This is a genomic window from Sphingomonas sp. IC-56 (genome assembly GCF_021043375.1).
Taxonomy (GTDB): Bacteria; Pseudomonadota; Alphaproteobacteria; order Sphingomonadales; family Sphingomonadaceae; genus Sphingomonas.
In genome coordinates this window covers 309,416-327,510 of record NZ_JAJNDV010000003.1, presented here as the reverse complement: position 1 = coordinate 327,510, position 18,095 = coordinate 309,416, and the positions used below count along the sequence as shown (strand labels likewise).

Sequence of the window (18,095 nt, the reverse complement as noted above, 5' to 3'; positions counted from 1 at the left end):
TCAGCGTAGAATTCCGGAGCCCGGTGACCAGGCTGTGCGGCCGCTTTCTTCCTACAAAGGCCTGGAGGAGCTTCGGCTCAACGCACAGGCGGAGGTTGCGGGCATGACACGGACGTTCCAGCGCTGGCACCCTTCCAGGAAGATGCTGGCGGCGCTTTCGGCGCTGGCGCTGCTTACGGGCGGCATTGCCGGCGTCGGCTATGTCATGGCCGACCAGGGCACGACCGCTCCGGTGATGTGACGCAGCGGATCGGCCGCCGCCGCTACCCCGTCGCGCCCATCGCCAGCAGGATCAGCACGAACAGCATGAGGATCAGCCCGATAAAGACCGACAGGATCACCGAGCGGACGATCGCGGAGGTCCAGCTGAGGCGGTAGGCCTGTTGCAGCTGCCGGGTGATGTGGATGAAGGGAACGAACAGCCCCAGCGTCTGGATCAGGCCGGACGATACGCCCACTGCCCTTCCCACGCTGAGCACGATGAACAGCAGCGACATGAACGCAATCGAATAGATGATGAAGATTGCGTGGTCGTAGAGCCTGAACTCGCGCTTCCAGAAGAACAGCAGCCACAGGAACGGCAAGGACAGCGGGATCAGCAGCCAGGAGAATTTATAGCCTGACGACTGCAGCTTGTAGAGCATCAGCGACGGGTTCTTCTGCCACTTCTCGATACCGTGATCGACGAAATAGTATCCGGTATAGCTGCCCTTCTCGGAGTCCGGGACCTCGCCCGCCTTGCGAAGCGGCAGGGCGGCGGCTTCGAGCACCTTCAGGCGAGCGTTAGCGTCGTCGATGCGTTCCTGCTCGTCGACCCGGTCGGGATCGCTGGCGGGAAGCTTGTCGCGGTCCTTGATGGCGTCGTCGCGGCGTTCGAGCACCGCCTTGTGCTCCTGCTCGATCGCGGCAAGCGACTTGACTGTGTTGGCCTTAAGATCGGTGCTGGGCGTGACGCCGACCCAGGAAAAGACCGCGAACATTGCGAACAGAGAGAAGAGGAAGATCGCCATGGGCGAGACGAAGCGCGCGCGCTCGCCAGCGATGTAGCGGCGGGTGAGGTCGCCCGGACGCCAGGCGAGCAGCGGCAGCGTGTGCCAGAACTTGCCTTCGAAATGAAAGACGCCGTGGACGATCTCATGCCCCACGGCGTGGAGCGAGCGGTGGACATGGCCCGGCTGCCCGCAATGGTGGCAATGCTCGCCGATCAGCGCGGTGCCGCAATTGAGGCAGAGGCGGCCATGGCCGTGCGCGCCGCTGTCCGGTGTGGCGTGATCCATCGCCCGCCCGAGCAGCGCACCCGTGACGAGTTCGCCCGCCGCTTCCATTCCCCCCATGGTGCACCTGTTCCGTTTCCCCGCAAGCATGCTAGCAGAGGCACATGGCCGATGCCGAGAGTGAAAATCTGATCGCCGACATGGGGGCGCGGGCCCGGGCGGCGTCGCGGGTGCTTGCGGGCATGCCGAGCGACGTCAAGCGTCGGGCGCTGCTGGCGGGTGCAGAGGCGCTGCGGGCAGCGAGCGAAGCTATTCAAGCAGCCAATGCGCAGGATGTCGCCGCGGCGGAGGCGGCCGGATTGTCGGGCGCGATGCTGGATCGGCTTCGGCTCGACGCGGGCCGTATTGCGGCGATGGCCGACGGTGTCGCCGCGGTGGCAGCGCTCGCCGACCCGGTCGGTGCGGTGATCGAGCGGGTGGAGCGGCCCAATGGGTTGCAACTCAGCCGCGTGCGCGTGCCGATCGGCGTGATCGGCATCATCTACGAAAGCCGGCCCAATGTGACCGCGGATGCCGGCGCCTTGTGCGCAATGGCGGGCAACGCCGTGATCCTGCGCGGCGGATCCGAGGCGATCCGCAGCAACCGGTCGGTGCATGCAGCTTTGGTCGAGGGACTGGTGGCAGGGGGTATGCCCGCCGACGCGGTGCAACTGGTGCCAGTGACCGACCGCGCGGCGGTGGGCGCGATGCTGCGGGCGGTCGGCATGATCGACATGGTGGTCCCGCGCGGGGGCAAGGGGCTGGTGGCCCGGGTGCAGGCCGAGGCGCGCGTGCCGGTGCTGGCGCATCTCGACGGGCTGAACCACACCTACATCCATGCCGCCGCCGATCCGGCAATGGCGCGCGACCTGGCGCTGAATGCCAAGATGCGGCGGACCGGGATCTGCGGCGCGACCGAGACGCTGCTGGTCGATCGTGGCTTTGGCGGAACCGCAGCGGTGCTGGCGGCGCTGGCCGAAGCCGGTTGCGAATTGCGCGGCGACAGCGACGTACAGGCGATCGATCCGCGGATATCGCCGGCATGTGCAGAGGATTGGGATACCGAATACCTCGATGCCGTGCTCTCGGTGAAGTTGGTGGACGGGCCCGACGCAGCGATGGCGCATATCGCCGCGCACGGATCAGGGCATACCGATGCAATCGTCACGCAGGACGCCCACGTGGCCGAGCGGTTCCTGGCGCAGGTCGATAGCGCGATCGTGATGTGGAACGCGTCCACGCAGTTCGCCGATGGCGGCGAGTTCGGGCTGGGCGCGGAGATCGGCATTTCCACGGGGCGGCTGCATGCGCGCGGGCCGGTGGCGCTGGAGGGGCTGACCACCTACAAATGGGTCGTGCGCGGAGCCGGTCAGGCGCGGCCTTGAAGCATTGCTGCACGAGGCGTAGTTTGGGCGCATGAACAAGCCCGCCGCCATTACGGCCCATGTGGACGCCGACACGCTCGCGATGGTCGAAGAATTGGCGGCGGCGCAGGGACGCAGTGTGGCGGACTTCGCCGCGGAGGTGATCCAGCGGGTCGCGGAGAGCGAAGCCGACTATCGCGCCTTCATACAGGCGGGAATCGACGCTGCCGATCGCGGCGAGTTCGTGTCGCACGAAGACGTGATGGCCGAGTTGGATGCGATGATCGAGCGGCATGAGGCGCGATGCCGAGGCTGAACTGGACGGTACCGGCGCGCGACGACCTCCGCCAGATCAACGCTTGGCTTACCGAGAACCGCACCGGCAGCTTCGCGGCACAAATCGTGAGGAAGATCCGGGCGCGCGCTGCCTTTCTCGAAAACTTCCCTACGGAGGCAGGCCCGGCAAGGATGGTATTCGCGTCTTGCGCGTCCACGACACCCCTTTGCTGATCTTGTACCGTCTGCCCGATGGGAACACTGTCGATGTCCTGCGCGTCCGCCACGAGCGCGAAGACTGGCTGATCGAGCGCTGAAACGCATCGGGCTTCTGGGCGGGTCGTTCAACCCGGCGCATCGCGGGCATCGGCGGATCTCGCTTGGCGCGATGCGGGCGCTCGGTCTGGATGAAGTGTGGTGGATGGTTTCGCCGGGCAATCCGTTGAAGGCCGAAGCGGGCATGGCACCGCTCGCGGCAAGGCTAGCGTCGGCGCGCAAGGTGGCGGGGCATGCGCCAATCCGGCCGAGCGCGATCGAGACGGAATTGGGGACGCGCTACACCGCCGATACGCTGGCCAAGCTGGTGAAGCGATACCCGCAGCACCAGTTCATATGGCTGATGGGCGCGGACAATCTGGCGCAGTTTCACCGCTGGCGCGCGTGGCGGCGGATCGCGCGGACGGTTCCGATTGCGGTTATCGCGCGCCCGGGCTATACTGCGCGGGCTCACGCAAGTCCTGCGATGAGTTGGCTGCGGCGCGCTGTGCGGCCCGCAGGCCAGGCAAAGAACTGGACGTGTTGGAGATTGCCGGCCCTCGTGTTGCTGCGCTTTCGCCCCGATCCGACTTCAGCGACAAGCCTTCGGGCTGTCGATCCCGCCTGGCACCGGCACTTCCCGGGCGGCAATCGAGACACCATATCGATTTCGTCCGTGCCGACACCAAGCGTCAGCACAGACGTTTTGGAACCTTAAGGAGCTATCTTGGCAACTACCCCCCATGTGCAGGCGATCGCCGATGACGCCGATGCGCTGCACAAGCTGATCCTCGACTCGCTGGAGGACGATCAGGCGGTCGAGACCGTCTCGATCCCGCTCGCCGGAAAGTCGAGCATCGCCGATTACATGGTCGTCGCAAGCGGCCGATCGACGCGCCAGGTGGCGTCCATGGCCGCCAAGCTGGGCGAGAAAATCAAGGCGCAGACCGGCCGCAGCCCGCGAATCGAGGGCCTGGCCACCGCCGACTGGGTGCTGATCGATGCCGGCGACGTGATCGTCCACCTGTTCCGCCCCGAAGTCCGCACCTTCTATAATCTGGAGCGGATGTGGGCGTTCGGAGACACTGCCCCGGCCGCCAAGGCCTGAGCAACCTCACCGATGCTGCTCCACATCGTGGCGCGGGGGCGCATCGGCCGGTCACCCGAAGCCGAGCTGGTCGAGCGCTACCTGAAGCGCGTGGCCTGGCCTACCCGCGTCACCGAGCTTTCCGATACCGGCGGCAAGGTGCCGCCGGTCGAGCCCGCCACCCGCATCGTGATGCTGGATGAGAAGGGCGAAAACCTGCCTTCCAAGACGATGGCCGAGCGGCTGGGCCGTTGGCGCGACGACGGCATCCGCGAGACGCGCTTCCTGATCGGTGCCGCCGACGGATTCGACGACGCGCAGCGCCAACAGGCCGATATGCTGCTGTCGTTCGGCAAGGCGACCTGGCCGCACATGATGGCGCGAGCGATGCTCGCGGAGCAATTGTGGCGGGCTTCGTCGATTCTCGCAGGCCATCCCTATCACCGGGAAGGGTGATGGGGGTGTTTTCGGTTAGAAGTGGGCAGATTGCTTCCCCTCCCTGCAAGGGAGGGGATCAAGGGGTGGGTTGTAGCGTCAGCCGGGGCTCGATGCCCCGGGTGGCGCTCTTCTGATGCGAGCTTGGAGTCTCTTGGGCGCGCAGACGCGCGCACCCACCCCTAGCCCCTCCCTTCTAGGGAGGGGAATTATCTGCGTGATTGCCCTCACCGCAATTCTCGCAACCGGGAGCCTAGCCGGAGCCCAAGCCCCCACTCTCGGCGACCAGCAAGTGCGGCTAAAATCCGCCGCAGCCGAGGCGTCGGCTGCACGGGAGCGAGCCCGGACGCTGGAGCGGGCGGCCGCTGCGGAGCGCGACCGGGCGGCGCAGGCAAAGGCAGAAGAAGCGGCGGCCAACGAGCGGATCCGGGCGGCGGAGGCGGACATCGCTGCGGCCGATGCGCGGATCGCGATCGTCGACCGCTTGCTGGCAGCGCAGCGCGCCGGATTGAGCGCGCAGCAAAGCCCGATTCTGAAGCTGCTCGCCGCGTTGCAGTCGATGGCGCGCCGGCCGCCGATCCTGGGGCTGATCCAGCCGGGATCGACCGCCGACATGGTGCATGTCCGCGCAGCGCTGGGCGCCGCATTGCCGCTGGTCGAAGCCCGCACCGCGGCCGTTCGCGCCGAATTGCAGCGGGTCGGCCAGTTGCGCGCCACCGCGGGCACCGCCGTCGCACGATTGCAGCAGAGCCGCGCGCGGCTGGAGGATGAGCGGCTGGCGCTGGTGCAATTGGAGGCCGAGCATCGGCTGCGCTCCGAGGCGCTGGGGCGCACCGCCCTCGTGGAGAGCGACCGGGCGATCGCGATGGGCGAGCGCGCGCGTGAGATCGCCGACCAGATGGAAGTCGCCGGGAGCGTGGCCGAGATACGGGCGTCGCTTGCCGGGCTGGAGGGGCCCCTGCCCCGCCCGAACGAACGCGACACCCTCTTGGCTAGATCGCCGGGTGGACGTCCCTATCTGTTGCCGGTCTGGGGCCGGCTGGCCACCGGGTTCGGCGAAATGTCCGCGACCGGCGTGCGCGCACGCGGGCTGACGCTTGCCTGTGCCGCTGGGGTGCCGGTGCGTGCGCCCGCGGCCGGTCGCGTCGCTTATGCCGGGCCGTTTCGCGGGTATGGGGGTGTCATCATCCTGGACCACGGAAATGGCTGGACGTCGCTGCTCGCCGGGCTTGGCGGGATGCGCGTGCGAGTCGGTCAGCACGTTGCGCAGGGCGCGCCGATCGGACGCGCCGGCAGCGGCGACAGCCCCCATGTGACGGTGGAACTGCGGCGGCGGGGAACGCCGGTGGACCTTGTACAATTGCTCGACTGACAGGCCGTGAAAAGGCCGCTATCTTTCCCCATATGCGGGGTAATCCCCAGAACTGAAAGTTCGTGTCGATGCTGCGTTCGTTTCTTCAGGTGACTGCCGCCGTAAGTGCTCTGGCGCTGGTTCCCATTGCCTCGGGCGCGATGGCAGGCGTCGATACCGGCAATTACCGCGAGCTCGACACCTTCATGGCCGTGCTGACGCAGGTGAAGGCGAACTATGTCGACAAGGTCGACGACAAGAAGCTGATGGAAGGCGCGATCCAGGGCATGTTGGCCTCGCTGGACCCGCACAGCAGCTATGCCGACGGGCTGGAGTACGACAATCTCCAGATCCAGACCCAGGGCAATTATGGCGGGCTCGGCCTGACGGTCACGGAAGAAGACGGCGCGGTCAAGGTGATCGCCCCGACCGAGGATACGCCGGCCGCACGCGCAGGCATCAAGCCGGGCGACTACATCACCCATATCGACGGCAAGTTCATCGTCGGCGGCAGCCTGGACGAAGCGGTGCAGCAGATGCGCGGCGCGCCGGGCAGCAAGATCGCGATGACCATCATCCGTCCGGGCGCGGACAAGCCGCTACAGTTCACGCTCACCCGCGAAGTCATCGTGCAGAAGCCGGTGAAGTGGGAAGTGAAGAACGGCGTCGGCATCATCAACATCAACACCTTCACCGCGCAGACCGGTGCGGACACGGTGAAGGCCATTCAGGCGATCGACAAGCAGCTGGGGCATAAGCCGAACGGCTATGTGATCGACCTTCGCGCCAATGGCGGCGGGCTGCTGAGCGAGGCGATCGCGGTGTCCGACGTGTTCCTGAGCCATGGCGAGATCGTGTCGCAGCGCGGGCGCGAGGCGAACGACATCGAGCGTTATTATGCCGAGAGCATGGTGCCCGGCGACTTGACCGCCGGCCGGCCGCTAGTGGTGCTGGTGGATGCGGGCACGGCGTCTGCGTCGGAGATCGTCGCGGGCGCGTTGCAGGACCATCACCGCGCGCTGGTGATGGGCACGCGCAGCTTCGGCAAGGGATCGGTGCAGACCATCCTGCCGATGGGCGAGCATGCGGCACTGCGCCTCACCACCGCACGCTACTACACCCCCTCGGGCCATTCGGTGCAGGAGGGCGGGATCAAACCCGACCTGCTGGTGCCGCAGATCTCCGACCCCGATTACAAGACGCGGCCGGTGCTGCGCGAGGCGGATCTGCGCCGCCACCTGATCAACCAAGACAAGGTGGATGATTCGGTGCTGGAGGACGATGCCCGCACCGACCCGCGCTTCTCGGCGACGCCCGACGAGCTGAAGAAGCAGGGGATCGAGGACTTCCAGCTGCATTATGCGATCCAGACGGTCTCGCGCACCGGCGCCAAGGCCGGCCAGGTCGCGGCCAAGAGCCGCTGACGCGATGCGCAAGGATGGACTCCGCACCGCGCGCTGGATCGCGCTGCTCCTGCCGGCGGCGCTGCTCGCCGGGGCTTGGGGATCGCAGCTGCTGGGACTCGTGCCATGCGAGATGTGCCATTGGCAGCGCTGGCCGCATTATGCCGCGGTGGTCGTCGCCGCGCTGAGCTTCGTGGTGCGGCCCCGAGTGGTGCAGATGCTTTTCGTGCTTTTCGCCGGCGTGCTGGTGGCGGTGAGCGGGGCGATCGGCCTGTTTCATGCCGGCGTGGAGTATCACTGGTGGCAGGGCATCACCGCCTGCACCACCAGCCTGGCGCAGCATAGCGATCCGATGGCGATGCTGAAGGAAGCACTGGGCAAGCCGATGATCCGGTGCGACGTGCCGCAATGGTCGTTGTTCGGGATCAGCCTGGCCGGGTATAACGCGATCCTGTCGCTCTCCGGCGCGGTGCTGATCTTCATCCTGGCGGCAAGGAGGCCGCGCGCATGAGCTGGAAGCCCGGAGACAAGCGCGAGGCGCCCGACATGATGGTCCGGGTCGACCAGGCCGGCGAATATGGCGCCACCCGCATCTATGCCGGTCAGCTGGCGATCATGGGCGACCGCACGCCGATGGCACGGATGATCCATGGCATGGCAGTGCAGGAAGAGGAGCATCGTGCGTTCTTCGACGCGATGCTGGCGCGGCGTGGGATCCGGCCGACGGCGCTGCAGCCCTTCTGGAACGTGGCCGGGTTCGCGTTGGGTGCGGCCACGGCGGCGATGGGCCCCAATGCGGCAATGGCGTGCACCGCCGCGGTCGAGACCGAAATCGACAAGCATTACCAGCAGCAGATCGACGATCTGGGCGAAGACGATCCCGAGCTGAGCCAGGCAGTGCTGAGGTTCCAGGCGGAGGAGCTGGAGCATCGTGACACCGCACTGGGCAACGGCGCAGAGAACGCGCTCGGCTATCCGGTTCTGTCGGGGCTGATCCGGCTGGGGTGCCGTGTCGCCATTGCAGTGTCGAAACGGATATGACAGCAAACGCCGCACGGATATGACAGGCGCGGTTAAGCGTTGACCGGGCAAGACCGGGTTCGAAGGAGTAGATCATGCTGAAGCGCATCGCCCTGTTCGCGGCTGTTGCCATCGCGCCGTTCTCGGTCCCGGGCGCTGCGCAGGCGCAGAACGCCGCGCAAAATGGCGTGCTGGTGATCTATGGCGAGGACAAGTGCCCGACCAACTCGAATGGCGAGGAAGTCGTGATCTGCCGCCGGCTGGACGAGTCCGAGCGCTTCCGCATCCCCAAGACGCTGCGTGAGCAGCCGGGCCCGCCGCAGCAGACCGAGAGTTGGGCGGTGCGCTCGCAAGGCGCGCTGGAGGAAGGCGCGTTCGGCACCGGCAGCTGTTCCACCGTGGGCGCGGGCGGCGGCACCGGCTGCTTCGTCCGCCAAGCGCGGCAGGCCAAGGCCGAGTCCAACGCCCGTCGCGAAGCGCAGAACAACCTGCCGCTGCCCTGATCGGCTAAGCCGCCCCGGCGCGGCGCTTATAGATACTCGTCCCAGTGGCGATATGCCGGCTCCTGCGTCAGTTGGGGCCGGTCCGCCTGATCGAGCGTCATATAGGGCGCGTCCTCGATATCCTCGCGCTTAAGGTGGAGGCAGTAGCCGCGTTCCTCCTTGCTATAGGTGAGCATCGACCACGGGATCGGGTAAGCGCGGGTTCCCAGACCCAGGAACCCGCCAAAGGTCAGCACGGCGTGCGTCGCCTGGCCGCTGACCTTCTCGATCATCACCGAATGGATCGCGCCGACTTTTGTGCCGCGCCGGTCGAATACCGGCGTGCCTTCGATCCGCCTGGAAGAGATAAGCTGGTGCGCGACGTCGATCGCGTCGGGCATTTCGGCTGTGTGTAGGTCCGTCATGGCAAGCCTCCGCTGCCCCCCACGACTATTTGGCTGCCGTCGCACTCGCGACTCCCCGCGCCGCCGCTGATTATGCGCCCTTTTTGAAGATGCCGCTACGTCTTGCGCGGATTTTCTACCCATGAAGGCGCGCGGCGAAGCACGCAATCGCCGATGATCCATAGCATCGCCGCGCCCCGGAAAGCTGCGGCCAGTGCGATGTGCGTCGGCGTGGCGGCGGGCCATGCCCCCTCCAGCCCCGCGAACCACCAGAACTCGGCAAAATAAGCGGCAACGTCGCCAGCGACGAACAGCGCGACGGGAAGCAGGCGCGGAGCGGTGAGCAGCAGCGCCGGGTACAGCCACAGGTCGAATTGCGGCGAGTACACCTTGTTGGTGAGCAGGAACCAGGCGAGCACCGGCGTGAACAGCACCCACATATGGTCCCGATGCTGTCGCCAGCCCAGCCTAACGATCAGCGCGAAGCCGCCGAGGAAAAGCGAGGCAGCGTACAGATTGCGCTGTTCGGTCCAGGTGAACCAAAGGCCCGAGTTGGCGAGCACTTCCCAGGTCGCGCCCGCAGTACCCTGGCGTTCCTGTGAAAAGCGGTAGAACTCGCTCCAATTGTCGGGAGCGAGCAACGCGATGGGCAGGTTCACCACGGTCCAGGCGGCGATCGCGGCGGCAGTCACGGTTGCGGCGCGCACGAGACGCTCGCGCCACCCTCCCCTGCCGAACAGCGCCTGAAGCCCGATCAACGGCAGGGCAAGTGCGGGGAACAGCTTGGCGGCGGCTCCCAGTGCGGCGGTGGCGGCGGCCGGCACAAGCCTGCCGGATCGGGCGAACAGCAGCGCGGCGAGCGCCAGGGTGGCGGCTGCCATGTCCCAATTGTGACCGAGGTACAGGACCAACGGCGGGGCTGCCGCCCATGCCCAGAGCCGGCGGCGCTCCACGCCTGCGCGCATCAACATGCGCAGGATCAGCGCGGCGAGCAGGGCATTCGCCAGCGTGACGATCAACAGGAATCGCTGGTCATTGGCGTGCCGCCCGAACACGGCGCGGGTGACGGCGCCCTCCACCCAGATCTGCGCACCGGTGAGAACCGGATATTCCATTCGCGTTTCGAGGTACGGGATCTTGCCCGCTTTGACCTCGCGCACATGCCAGAACGGAACCACATCGCTGTAGCAGCCGGTGGTATATTGCTCGGCATTCTGCCAGCCGCCGGGTGCGCAGTGGCTCTTGAACAGATATCCAAGCGAACAGGTGAGCGCGAGCGCAAGCCACAATGCGTCCAGCTGCCGGCCTGCCCCTGCCCCCCTCTTTTTCATGCCGGATTCCTTACCGGGTGCGGCGAAGCGCGTCCACTTGCTCTGGACTTTGGCCGACCCAGAACATAGATGGAACGCATGGCCCAGTTGGACGTCCGCGCCAAGCTCGCAATCCTGGCGGATGCCGCCAAGTACGACGCGTCGTGCGCGTCGTCGGGCACGGCCAAGCGCAAGTCGGACAAGGGCGGCAAGGGGCTGGGTTCGACGGAGGGTATGGGCATTTGCCACGCCTATGCGCCGGACGGACGCTGCATCAGCCTGCTCAAAATCCTGCTCACCAACAGCTGCATCTTCGACTGCCATTATTGCATCAACCGCAAGAGCTCGAACGTGCGGCGGGCGCGGTTCACGCCCGAAGAAGTCGTGGACCTGACGCTGAGCTTCTACCGGCGCAACTATATCGAGGGGCTGTTCCTCTCCTCGGGCATCATTGCGTCCTCCAACTACACGATGGAGCAGATCGTGCGCGTCGCGAAGCTGCTGCGGGAGGAACATGATTTCCGCGGCTACATCCACTTGAAGACCATCCCCGATGCCGACCCGGAACTGGTGCATCAGGCCGGCATGTATGCCGACCGCGTGTCGATCAACGTCGAGCTTCCGACCGTAGCCGGGCTGACGCGGCTGGCGCCGGAGAAGTCGGCGCGCCGAATCGAAGGTGCGATGCAGGACGTCCGCACGGCGATCGATGACGGCAGCGACGCGAAGAAGCGCTACAAGTCGGCGCCCCGATACGCGCCTGGCGGACAGTCGACGCAGATGATCGTCGGTGCCGACGCCGCGACGGATGGCGACATTATTGGCCGGGCCGCCGGGCTGTACGACCGGTTCAAGCTGCGGCGGGTTTATTACTCCGCGTTCAGCCCCATCCCCGATGCCAGCGCCGTGCTACCGCTCCAGCGCCCGCCGCTGATGCGCGAGCACCGGCTATATCAGTCGGACTGGCTGATGCGCTTCTACGACTATCAGGCGAGCGAGGTGGCCTCGGCTGCGGACGCGACCACTGGCATGCTGCCGCTCGATATCGATCCCAAGCTCGCCTGGGCGCTGAAGTTTCGCGACCGCTTTCCCGTCGACGTCAATCGTGCGCCGCGTGAGGCGCTGCTGCGTGTCCCCGGGCTTGGCGTGAAGGCAGTGGATGCGATCCTGGCTGCGCGGCGCTGGCGGCGTCTGCGGCTGGCGGATGTGGCGCGGCTGACCGCATCAGTCATGAAGGTGCGGCCGTTCCTGGTGGCCGAGGATTGGCGGCCGGTGGCGCTGGCGGACAAGGCCGAGCTGCGGCCGTTGGTAGCCCCCAAGCGCGAGCAACTGGAGCTGTTCGCCGCCTGAACTGCCGGAGCGAACGATTCGCAGGAGAAACATGCGCCCGCGCGCGCCGTTTGGTGGGGCGAAGGGAATTCCGACATGTCTAATATCTATGAAGTGCTGAAGGCCGATCATGACCGCCAACGCGCGCTGCTGAAGCGGGTTGGCGATCATCCCGGTACGGACCAGCCGCGCAAGGATGCGTTCGAGACGCTGCGGCTGGACCTGCAGGCGCATGCCGCCGCCGAGGAAGAGTCGCTGTACGCCACGATGCTGGGTGATCCCGAGCTGCGCGAGGATGCGCGGCATTCGGTGTCCGAGCACAAGGAAGTCGATGATTTCCTCGGCGAATTGCTGGAGCTGGAGTTCGGGACGGCGGAATGGGACGCCAAATTTGGCGAGATGCGCCACCGCTACGAGCATCACATCGACGAGGAAGAGGAAGAGATGTTTCCCACCGCCGACGAGCATCTCCCGGAGGAAGTGGAAGAAGCGCTGGGCGAGAAGTTCGAGGAGCGCAAGCCGGCCGAACTGGAAATCGCCAAGGAGCACAAGCCGGGCGACGAGCGGGAGTGAGGGGCTGCGACCTGAGGCCGGGATCGTTCCCCTCCCTGCAAGGGAGGGGCTAGGCGTGGGTGCGCGGCGCAGCCGCGCTCCATCGCGTGCCACAGGAGCCGCCGTTGGCGGCACCCACCCCCGACCCCTCCCTTGCAGGAAGGGGAGATCCTCATGCGCGTCGTAAGCCTCGCCGACGAGGACGACTTCGAAGGCTGGCGCGATGCGGCACGCGCGCTGGTGCAGGCGCGGGTGCCCGCCTCCGACGTCGTGTGGCAGGTCGGCGATGCGCCCGTCGATCTGTTCGGGGACGAGGCGGTGCTTGAGCCCGCTGCGCCTGCCCCGTTCCGCGTGCCGCGTGCCTTTGTCGACTTGGCCCAGACCGCTGTGCTGCATGCCGATCCGCAGCGCTTCGCCCTGCTCTACACGCTGCTGACAGGTTTGGTTGATCAGCCGAAACGCATCGAAGATCGCGCCGATCCGCTGGTGCGGCAGCTGGAGGAAATGGCCAAGGCGGTGCGGCGCGACATCCACAAGATGCGCGCCTTTGTCCGCTTCCGTGAGAGCGAGGAAGAGGGCGGCACGCGCTTCGTCGCCTGGTTCGAACCCGAGCATCACATTGTGCGGGCGAATGCGCGCTTTTTCGTCGACCGCTTCACCAACATGCGCTGGTCGATCCTGACACCCGAACTGTCGCTGCATTGGGATGGGGAGACGCTGCAGGAGGGGCCGCCGGCGACCAAGGCGGACGCGCCGGAGGGCGATCCCGTCGAGGACGTCTGGAAGACCTACTACGCGTCCACCTTCAATCCTGCGCGGCTGAAAACCGGGGCGATGCTGAAGGAAATGCCGCGCAAATACTGGAAAAACATGCCCGAAACGGCGTTGGTGAAGGACCTGATTGCAGGCGCACGGGCGCGGGAGACGGCGATGGTGGATGCGGCTCGGGCGACGCCCGCCGGCAGCAACAGCGTGGGCGCATGGGAAGCGCTGCGCGACGAAGCGATGGGCTGCACCCGCTGCCATTTGTACCAGCACGCGACTCAGACCGTGTTTGGCGAAGGGCCGGTGGACGCGCGGATGATGTTCGTCGGCGAGCAGCCCGGCGACCAGGAGGATCTTGCCGGCAAGCCCTTCATAGGCCCTGCCGGGCAGATGTTCGACCGCGCGGTGACGCAGGCAGGGATCGACCGCAGCACGGTGTACGTCACCAATTCCGTCAAGCATTTCAAGTTCGAGCCGCGCGGCAAGCGGCGCATCCATTCCAAGCCGGACGCGGGCGAGATCAGCGCATGCCGCTGGTGGTATGAGCAGGAACGGCTTATCGTCCGGCCCGAGATGACCGTGGCGCTGGGCGCGACCGCGGCGCGGCAGATGCTGGGTAAGACGGTGACGATCAGCCGCGAGCGTGGCCGGGCGATCGACTTGCCCGATGGCGGGCGCGGCTGGATCACCATTCATCCCAGCTTCCTGCTGCGCATGCCCGACAAGTCGCGAGTGGAAGACGAGTTCGCGGCGTTCGTCGAGGACCTGAAGGGCGCTGCCGCGACGCTGCGATAAACCGTGTGGAACTTAGGTTAGGTTCCGGCGCTTGGTGCCGCTGGTGCAACGACCTGAAAGGGTGAGGATGAAGTTCGTGATCAAGGCGGCAGCAGCCGCAGGCCTGCTGGCGCTGGGTGCGTGCGGCGGCAACGCCGATGACAAGGCAGCGGAGAACATCGAGGCCGCAGCCGAGAACAAGGCGGACGCGCTGGAAGCACAGGCCGACAACACGCAGAACGAGCAGGCCGAGGATGCGCTGGAAGAGCGCGCCGACGCAGTGCGCGACAAGGGCGACGACCTTGCCGAGAAGGCGGACGACAATGACGACGCCCGCGTCGAGCAGCAGGCCGCCAACCAGATGTAAGCGCCTCCGCCGTTACTGGCGGAACGACTTGGAAGCCCCCGCGTGGCCCTTTGGCCCGCGGGGCTTTTTGTGCCTCTAGCACACGCTCTACTTCCTCGGCCCGAAGTTCAGCCGGCGCGTGACGTTGTAGTCGAGCACGGCCATGACGAAGTACGCCCCAAACTGCTTCACCCGCGTCCACGGCCCAGTACGCTGCTTGTAGAGCTCGGGCGTAATCAGCTCTGACCGGGCAACTTCGCCATCGACATAGCTGCGGACATAGGCGGCAAAGGTCGGGTCGGCGATACGGAACATCAGCTCCAGGTTCAGGAACATCGAACGGATGTCGAAATTCGCCGAGCCGATATGGACGACATCGTCGATCACGAACAACTTCGTGTGCAGCTTGGTCGGTTGATACTCGTAAATCTCGACCTTCTTGCGCAGCAGCCCGGCATAGGTGAAACGCGCCGCCCAGATCGCCGCCCCATGATCGAGTTTCGACGGCAGCACCAGCCGCACGCGGCCACGGCGCCCCGCCTTGTCGAGCCGGCGCAGCATTGCGGGACTGGGGGCGAAATAGGCGGCGATCAAGTCGATGGTGCGCGCGCGCTGCATGTCGCGCTTTACCACCCGCGCCCAGGGCGAAAGCCGCTGCATCGGCCCGCCGAGCAGCCAGCGGGTGGTGCCGAGCGGCTCGCTCCATCGATGCAGCGTCCGCGCAAGCGATCGCATTGACGCGCGCGGGCGGCGGGTCCACTCGGCAAGCGCATCGAAATAGCCGACCAGCCGCGCGGCGGCGGGCCCCTCCACCAGCAGGCCGAGATCGCGCCAGCCATCCTGCTCAGCCGTTTGGAAATAATCGTCTTCGATGTTGAAGCCGCCGATCAGCACCCGTTCCTCGTCAGCGAGCGCCAGCTTCTGGTGGTTGCGCATCAGATAGCGACGGCCCAGGCGCGGCACGAACCGGCACACCCCCACGCCGGCTTCCCGAAGCGGATCGAAGAAGTCGTTGCTGGCGGCCGGTTCGCTGCCCAGCCCGTCGACGATCAGCTGAACCGTCACGCCGCGCCGGGCCGCATCGATCAGCGCGCGGCGAACCGCGTTGCCGGCATCATCGTCGACATAGATATAATAGAGCACGCGCAGCGTGCGCGTCGCCGAGCGGATCAACTCCAGCAGCATTCTCAGACGCTCGGGCCCTTCGGTGACCAGCGTCAGTTGGTTACCGTCGACGGTGAAGCTGGGCTGAGTGGGCATGGGCATCATCCGTCCATGAACGGATTGTGTGACCAGAGCGGGGCTGGCGCCGGCAAGCTCGGCATCGGAATTTCCTGTATGGTCGTGACGCGGATGCAACAGGCCAACCGATAAGGGCCCGCCGGGTTCATCACCCCCGCAAAAAGGCCGGTTTCCTTGACATTCCAGCCGGCCTCGCGTAAGCGCTTTCGCTTTCCGGACAACATAGACCAAGGAAGCGTTCAATGGCGCGCGTCACCGTCGAGGATTGCGTCGACAAGATCCCCAACCGTTTCGACCTGGTGTTGTTCGCTGCGCAGCGTGCGCGGCAGATCTCGGGCGGCGCCGAACTGACCCTGGATCGCGACCGCGACAAGAACCCGGTCGTGGCACTTCGCGAAATCGCCGAGGAAACGGTGCGCCCGACCCATCTGGAAGAAGCTGTGGTGTCGAGCCTGCAGCGCGTGCAGATCGACGACGAGGAAGCGCCGGACGAAGTCGGCTCGCTGTCGGCTCAGGCCGAGGCGCTCCGCCTCACCGCCGCCGCCCCGCCGCGCAACCAGAATCTGGGCGCGGATTACGAGGGCTAAGGCCTTCGCCGTTTAAGTTCCAAAGGCTCCGGAGCGATCCGGAGCCTTTTTCATGTCTAGCAGCGCTGCGGATTAGGAGGGATCGGCCTCCACCTCGGGCGGCCGTACGCCCTTGAAGCCCTGCGCGACCACGAACCATTCCACCGAGCCCTTGCGGCTGGCGGGGGGCTTGGCGTGCTTCACGGTGGTGAAGTTGCGCTTCATTTCCGCCACCAGGCTCGAATCGGCGCCGCCGGCGAAAACCTTGCTGACGAAGGTGCCGCCAGGCTCGAGGACGCGGAGCGCAAAGTCGAGCGCGGCCTCGACCAGGCCCATGGTCCGCAGCGCGTCGGTTTGCGGGTGGCCGACCGTGTTGGCGGCCATGTCGGACAGGATCAGGTCGGGCGCGCCGCCCAGTTCCTCGATCAGCCGCGCGGGCGCAGCATCGTCCATGAAGTCCATCTGAAGGATGGTTGCTCCATCGATAGGATCGACGGGCAGCAGGTCGATTCCGACCACGGCGGCGTTCGGCAGGCGCTTGCGCACGACCTGAGTCCAGCCACCCGGAGCGATACCGAGATCGACGATCCGCTTGGAACCGCGCAAGAAGCCGAACTTCTCGTCGAGTTCGGTAAGCTTGTACGCCGCGCGGCTGCGATAGCCCTCCGCCTTTGCCCGCTTCACATAAGGGTCGTTCAGCTGGCGCTCGAGCCAGCGGGTCGACTGGGCAGTGCGGCTGCGCGCCGTCTTCACCCGCGTATGGCCCCGCGCTCCGCCTCGGCTCACAACCCGCTCCCGTTCATCAATCTGCGCAAAATGCCCTCGCGTATGCCGCGGTCGGCGATGCCGAGCCGTTCGGCCGGCCATAGATCGAGGATCGACTCAAGGATAGCGCAGCCCGCGACCACGAGGTCGGCGCGTTCGTTGCCGATGCACGGTACCTGACCGCGTTCGGCAATGCTCATGGCACCGATCCGGCGGCTGACGTCGCGCATTGCCGCGGACGGCACGATCAGCCCGTCGATGATCGAGCGGTCATAGCTGGGAAGCCCCAGATGCACGCTGGCCAGCGTGGTGACCGTCCCGCTGGTGCCGAGCAGACGCGGCGTGCCGCGCGGCGGCTTCAGCCGGGCGACGAACGGCGCGAAGCTTTCGGAAACCCGCGCACGCATCTCGGCATAAGCCCGCGCGCGACCTTCCGGCGTATCCTCCGCCCTCGCCGACTCGGTAAGCGACACGACTCCCCAGGGCGCGCTGTGCCAGTCGAGGATGCGCGGAACCGGCGAACGCGAATCGACCAGCACCAGTTCGGTCGAACCGCCACCGATGTCGAACACGAGTGCGGGCCCGTCGCCGGGCTCGAGCAATGCGTGACAGCCGAGCACCGCCAGCCGCGCTTCCTCTTCAGCGGTGATGATATCCAGCGCGATGCCGGTTTCGGCATAGACGCGTTCGATGAAGGCGGAGCCGTTGGATGCCTGGCGGCACGCTTCGGTGGCGACCGAGCGGGCGAGCGCCACGTTGCGGCGCTTGAGCTTTTCGGCGCAGATGCGCAGCGCCGCCAGGGTGCGCTCGATTGCCGCGTCGGACAGCTTGCCGCTGCCGGCCAGCCCCTCCCCCAGCCGGACGATTCGCGAGAACGCGTCGATCACCACGAACGCCGAACCGGCAGGCCGCGCGATCAGCAACCGGCAATTGTTGGTGCCAAGGTCGAGCGCGGCATAATGGCGCCCCTCGGGCATCCGCGCACGGATCTGCCGCTCCTCTTGCGGCTTGGGCGCAGGCCGGGGTGGAACATTCCTCCGGCCGCGGGGCAGTCTGGCGGAGCCATCCCCCATGGTTTTACTCGCTTATGTTCTTCCGTCACGGCTCCAACACGGA

The 18,095-nt window shown here is 66.4% G+C and carries 23 protein-coding genes; 17 read left to right on the top strand and 6 right to left on the bottom strand.

Annotation, left to right across the window (positions count from 1 at the left end; translation table 11 throughout):
* Positions 1-103: 103 nt before the first annotated feature.
* Complete coding sequence (locus LQ953_RS06480) at positions 104-241, top strand: hypothetical protein (protein ID WP_231029906.1); 138 nt, start codon at positions 104-106, stop codon at positions 239-241.
* Between the two features lie 22 nt (positions 242-263).
* Here LQ953_RS06480 and LQ953_RS06475 read toward each other — a convergent pair whose 3' ends face one another.
* Positions 264-1,334, bottom strand: a complete 1,071-nt coding sequence (locus LQ953_RS06475) for a DUF3667 domain-containing protein (protein ID WP_231029905.1) — start codon at positions 1,332-1,334, stop codon at positions 264-266.
* 44 nt (positions 1,335-1,378) lie between these two features.
* Here LQ953_RS06475 and LQ953_RS06470 point away from each other — a divergent pair, with 44 nt between their 5' ends.
* From LQ953_RS06470 to LQ953_RS06420, 11 genes are all read left to right on the top strand, one after another.
* Positions 1,379-2,638, top strand: a complete 1,260-nt coding sequence (locus tag LQ953_RS06470; protein WP_231029904.1) for a glutamate-5-semialdehyde dehydrogenase — start codon at positions 1,379-1,381, stop codon at positions 2,636-2,638.
* Between the two features lie 31 nt (positions 2,639-2,669).
* Positions 2,670-2,933, top strand: a complete 264-nt coding sequence (locus LQ953_RS06465) for a CopG family ribbon-helix-helix protein (RefSeq protein WP_231029903.1) — start codon at positions 2,670-2,672, stop codon at positions 2,931-2,933.
* Positions 2,934-3,099: 166 nt separating this feature from the next.
* Positions 3,100-3,210 carry a type II toxin-antitoxin system RelE/ParE family toxin gene (locus tag LQ953_RS16415; RefSeq protein WP_231029902.1) on the top strand — a complete coding sequence of 37 codons (111 nt, stop codon included), beginning with the start codon at positions 3,100-3,102 and terminating at the stop codon, positions 3,208-3,210.
* The gene (locus LQ953_RS06455; protein WP_231029947.1) at positions 3,207-3,866 is read left to right on the top strand and encodes a nicotinate-nucleotide adenylyltransferase; all 660 of its coding nucleotides are present in this window, start codon (positions 3,207-3,209) and stop codon (positions 3,864-3,866) included. Before LQ953_RS16415 ends, LQ953_RS06455 begins: the two co-directional genes overlap by 4 nt.
* 9 nt (positions 3,867-3,875) lie before the next feature.
* On the top strand, positions 3,876-4,256 hold the full coding sequence (rsfS, locus tag LQ953_RS06450) for a ribosome silencing factor (protein ID WP_231029901.1): 381 nt from the start codon (positions 3,876-3,878) through the stop codon (positions 4,254-4,256).
* Between the two features lie 12 nt (positions 4,257-4,268).
* A complete protein-coding gene (locus LQ953_RS06445) occupies positions 4,269-4,691 on the top strand; it encodes a 23S rRNA (pseudouridine(1915)-N(3))-methyltransferase RlmH (RefSeq protein ID WP_231029900.1) in 423 nt (140 codons plus the stop codon).
* A 271-nt stretch (positions 4,692-4,962) separates the two neighbouring features.
* Positions 4,963-6,042, top strand: a complete 1,080-nt coding sequence (locus tag LQ953_RS06440) for a murein hydrolase activator EnvC family protein (protein WP_231029899.1) — start codon at positions 4,963-4,965, stop codon at positions 6,040-6,042.
* 68 nt (positions 6,043-6,110) lie between these two features.
* Entirely contained in the window at positions 6,111-7,445 is a 1,335-nt protein-coding gene (locus LQ953_RS06435) for a S41 family peptidase (protein ID WP_231029898.1), read from the top strand.
* Positions 7,446-7,449: 4 nt separating this feature from the next.
* Positions 7,450-7,935 carry a disulfide bond formation protein B gene (locus tag LQ953_RS06430; RefSeq protein WP_231029897.1) on the top strand — a complete coding sequence of 162 codons (486 nt, stop codon included), beginning with the start codon at positions 7,450-7,452 and terminating at the stop codon, positions 7,933-7,935.
* The gene (locus LQ953_RS06425; RefSeq protein ID WP_231029896.1) at positions 7,932-8,465 is read left to right on the top strand and encodes a demethoxyubiquinone hydroxylase family protein; all 534 of its coding nucleotides are present in this window, start codon (positions 7,932-7,934) and stop codon (positions 8,463-8,465) included. Before LQ953_RS06430 ends, LQ953_RS06425 begins: the two co-directional genes overlap by 4 nt.
* Positions 8,466-8,539: 74 nt before the next feature.
* Positions 8,540-8,947: a hypothetical protein gene (locus tag LQ953_RS06420; RefSeq protein ID WP_231029895.1), complete on the top strand. Its 408-nt coding sequence runs from the start codon at positions 8,540-8,542 to the stop codon at positions 8,945-8,947.
* Between the two features lie 26 nt (positions 8,948-8,973).
* Here LQ953_RS06420 and LQ953_RS06415 read toward each other — a convergent pair whose 3' ends face one another.
* Both LQ953_RS06415 and LQ953_RS06410 read right to left on the bottom strand, forming a co-directional pair.
* A complete protein-coding gene (locus LQ953_RS06415; RefSeq protein WP_231029894.1) occupies positions 8,974-9,351 on the bottom strand; it encodes a PRC-barrel domain-containing protein in 378 nt (125 codons plus the stop codon).
* A 95-nt stretch (positions 9,352-9,446) separates the two neighbouring features.
* A complete protein-coding gene (locus tag LQ953_RS06410; RefSeq protein WP_231029893.1) occupies positions 9,447-10,661 on the bottom strand; it encodes a glycosyltransferase 87 family protein in 1,215 nt (404 codons plus the stop codon).
* Between the two features lie 78 nt (positions 10,662-10,739).
* Between LQ953_RS06410 and LQ953_RS06405 the strand changes: the two genes are divergently transcribed.
* The 4 genes from LQ953_RS06405 (at position 10,740) to LQ953_RS06390 (ending at position 14,427) form a co-directional block, all read left to right on the top strand.
* Entirely contained in the window at positions 10,740-11,990 is a 1,251-nt protein-coding gene (locus LQ953_RS06405) for a putative DNA modification/repair radical SAM protein (RefSeq protein ID WP_231029892.1), read from the top strand.
* A gap of 75 nt (positions 11,991-12,065) precedes the next feature.
* A complete protein-coding gene (locus tag LQ953_RS06400) occupies positions 12,066-12,542 on the top strand; it encodes a hemerythrin domain-containing protein (protein WP_231029891.1) in 477 nt (158 codons plus the stop codon).
* A 153-nt stretch (positions 12,543-12,695) separates the two neighbouring features.
* Complete coding sequence (locus tag LQ953_RS06395) at positions 12,696-14,081, top strand: UdgX family uracil-DNA binding protein (protein ID WP_231029890.1); 1,386 nt, start codon at positions 12,696-12,698, stop codon at positions 14,079-14,081.
* A gap of 67 nt (positions 14,082-14,148) precedes the next feature.
* Positions 14,149-14,427: a hypothetical protein gene (locus LQ953_RS06390; protein ID WP_231029889.1), complete on the top strand. Its 279-nt coding sequence runs from the start codon at positions 14,149-14,151 to the stop codon at positions 14,425-14,427.
* Between the two features lie 87 nt (positions 14,428-14,514).
* On the opposite strand, the gene LQ953_RS06385 is transcribed toward LQ953_RS06390, so the two are convergent.
* The gene (locus LQ953_RS06385) at positions 14,515-15,675 is read right to left on the bottom strand and encodes a phospholipase D-like domain-containing protein (protein ID WP_443026549.1); all 1,161 of its coding nucleotides are present in this window, start codon (positions 15,673-15,675) and stop codon (positions 14,515-14,517) included.
* 215 nt (positions 15,676-15,890) lie between these two features.
* Between LQ953_RS06385 and rpoZ the strand changes: the two genes are divergently transcribed.
* The gene (gene rpoZ / locus LQ953_RS06380) at positions 15,891-16,235 is read left to right on the top strand and encodes a DNA-directed RNA polymerase subunit omega (RefSeq protein WP_231029887.1); all 345 of its coding nucleotides are present in this window, start codon (positions 15,891-15,893) and stop codon (positions 16,233-16,235) included.
* A gap of 72 nt (positions 16,236-16,307) precedes the next feature.
* Here rpoZ and LQ953_RS06375 read toward each other — a convergent pair whose 3' ends face one another.
* Complete coding sequence (locus LQ953_RS06375; protein WP_231029886.1) at positions 16,308-17,000, bottom strand: RlmE family RNA methyltransferase; 693 nt, start codon at positions 16,998-17,000, stop codon at positions 16,308-16,310.
* Complete coding sequence (locus tag LQ953_RS06370; RefSeq protein ID WP_231029885.1) at positions 16,997-18,052, bottom strand: Ppx/GppA phosphatase family protein; 1,056 nt, start codon at positions 18,050-18,052, stop codon at positions 16,997-16,999. The genes LQ953_RS06375 and LQ953_RS06370 overlap by 4 nt, the downstream gene beginning before the upstream one ends.
* Positions 18,053-18,095 lie beyond the last annotated feature (43 nt).